This window comes from Xenorhabdus khoisanae, assembly GCF_001037465.1.
GTDB classification, from domain to species: Bacteria; Pseudomonadota; Gammaproteobacteria; order Enterobacterales; family Enterobacteriaceae; genus Xenorhabdus; species Xenorhabdus khoisanae.
Genome location: NZ_LFCV01000137.1, coordinates 1 through 2906, shown reverse-complemented (window position 1 = coordinate 2906; position 2906 = coordinate 1). Strand labels below are relative to the sequence as shown.

Annotated in this window: 1 protein-coding gene and 1 pseudogene; both read left to right on the top strand. The window is 45.9% G+C overall.

Features of this window, described 5'->3' with window-relative positions; all coding sequences use genetic code 11:
* The coding region (locus tag AB204_RS22860; protein ID WP_047964622.1) for a hypothetical protein at nt 1-703 on the top strand (703 nt) is incomplete at its 5' end.
* Nucleotides 704-799: 96 nt separating this feature from the next.
* A pseudogene (locus AB204_RS17270) lies at nt 800-2906 on the top strand (RHS repeat protein); the annotation flags it as partial.

Genomic DNA, 2906 nt, shown 5'->3' with positions numbered 1-2906 from the left:
GTATATTAACGTTGATGCTCAAGATTGGGTAACCAATGGAGTAAATTATCATTTTTATAACCAACTTTGGGGGCAAAAATCTTATGATCACACTACCTGTGTAGTTCAGCATAAGAGAATTAAATTAAATCTAAAAAATGGTTATGAAATTGTTTATAAGTCCGTTAAGAATAAAGGTATTCCAAGTGATTATGTTGAAAAAAAATGGTTTGTTGATAATAAAGCACCTTTTGCATTAGCTCTTGCACATAGCTCACCAAATGATAGCGACGGGAATGGTTGTTATTTGAATAGTTGGTATGTAGAGCCAGATGAGGGACAAAAAATTGGACACCCAAGTCAATTAAATCATTGGTTTGAATCCATGTCTCAGCCAGGCTGGCCTTCATTGTATTTCAGTGGTTCCGAAAGCGGTCGTTATGATGCAGCCACGTGGGCGTACTGGCCTTTTTTCACGTCTGGTAATACTAATGATAAGAAACCATATCACTATGTGAGTAAGTATAATAATGAAGTAACTATTCAAGCTTATCAACTTCATGTCCCTAATAGTTCTTCTATTTACTGGGGCAAATACTGTAAACCAACATATCCGGAATTACGCAACTCCGCAAAAATTCAAATAATTGATAATTATGGTAATTCAGGTGAGTTTTATGTGAACTTTAATGCTGACATTAACGCATCTGTAACTGTTTCCTAAATATTACAGTAAATAAAACACGCCGACCATCGAGTTGAATTATAACACTGATGGCGTCCCCCCCCCTTGTACTCAACTTTTCACATGTGACCTTTTATGAAAACCCAAAGCACGGAATTCTATTCACAGGCATCTAATTTTATAACCGCTGTTTCCGGAGGTGTGGATCCCCGGGTCGGGCTTTTTAATGTCAATCTGCCCCTCGCGAATCTTCATTCCAGTGCGCTGGCTGGCCCAGCACTTTCACTTTCACTGATGTATAATCCTCTCTCGGATGTTAATAACGGATTTGGCTCCGGCTTCAGCCTTAATTTTTCCTCCTGCGATACTCGTACTGGTAAACTGCAACTCTCTTCTGGCGAGGAGTACCGTGTTGACACCAGAACGATGGTCGTCAAACAAAAAAAACTTAAAAACTTTATCCTCAAAAAAACAGATGACACCCACTGCCTCATTATCCATAAAACCGGTCTTACAGAGCTTCTGTCCCTAATTCGAGAGGTGTATGTCCCTACACGTATTACCGCTCCCGACGGGCGGGGTCTAACGCTGACATGGAATTCAACGTTTTCACCCGCCCGGCTAGCACAAGTAACAGACGATGAAGGTACAGTGTTGTGCACTATTACCTATCCGAATGAGTCCGTAGGCTCCACAAAATTCACCCTGCAGCCAGACGATGATGCAGGATTTAGCATTGTGTTCAGGTTTACTAATGAATATCTGATTAGCGTGATCAGCCAAGCCTCCGAGCAGGCGTTAGTATGGTCATTTGCTTACGATGACGTGGGACCAGAGAGAAATTATCGTGCCATCACAGAAATTACCTCTCCTACAGGCTTGAAGGAGAAGGCCGAATATTACACCGATTCTGGCATGAAATTTCCTGAAATTGCCAAATTACCCGATCTTCCCTGTGTTTACCAGCATACTGTCATCCCAGGCAGTGGGCAGCCGCCAAGTATCACGCTTTGGACTTGGACGCAGAAGAACTATCTTGGCAGGGACGCTGGGCTGAACCAGTGGCAGCCGGATACCGATGGAATGCTGAATATCCTGCTTGCTGACTATCAGTACGGCTCCACAGAAAAAATGGTAGATATCGATGGCAGCACTGCACTCAAGACGATCACACGTCGTTATAACAGCTACCATCTACAGGTATCAGAAACCACACTACGGGATGGGAAGATTTACTCGTTAACAACAGAGTATCATGCGACACCGAATGTAACCTTTGACAACCAGCCTGCACAGTATGCTCTGCCTATTTCACAGACCGAATCTTGGGATGATGGCAGTGGTGCAGCTCCCTGCACACGCATAACCCGCACGCAGTTTGATGGGGCTGCCAATCCGCTGCACCAGGAAACTCCGGACGGTACCGTCACGGAGTATATTTATTACCCTGCTAAAGGTGAAGATGGACGCTGCCCGGCAGACCCGTACGGCTTCACCCGCTATCTAAAAAGTATAACAGTCACGCCCCGTCAGGTTCAAGGGGATGAACCCACTACAGTTACGACAAGTACTTGGAAAAAACAGAAAATCCTGAGGGGAGATGGCTATGCCGTGGTGGCAAACTCGGTGACGGAAATCACCGGTAATACCCGAACCGTTATCACCCGGGAGTATTATGACGACACGGCCGATATCCTACGTTTTGGCCGTGAAAAAGCACGGAAGACCGTCCTGACGCCTGATGTGACGTCAAGGGAAACGTTTACCAGCTATCAGTCCTTTGCGTATTGCGCCACGGAACAGGGGCTTATCCAATCAGAAACCTTTACCGGTCATGATGACCTAACGGCAACACGGTCAACCCTGCGGCACGCCTATATGGGGTACCTTCTGTCAGAAACTGACGCTCAGGGCGTAACGGTGACTCACTCGTACGATAAAATTGGCCGTCTGCTGACCCGGACCATGTCTCCGGATACAAACCATGAGAACACCACCTCTTGGTCTTACGCCATTGAAGATACTGGCCCGGTCACCACCGAAACTGACGCCTCCGGCAACCAGTTGAAAACTTACTTTGACGGCGCGGGACGGGATATCAGGCTACAGCGTTTCGATAAGGATGAGACACAAACGTGGTTTGAGGTATCATCACGGACGTACAATGCTCTGGGTGAAGTTGCTTCTGGCACTGGCAGCGATTGGCTGACTGGTTTGTCAGAGCATTACAACATTAACATGG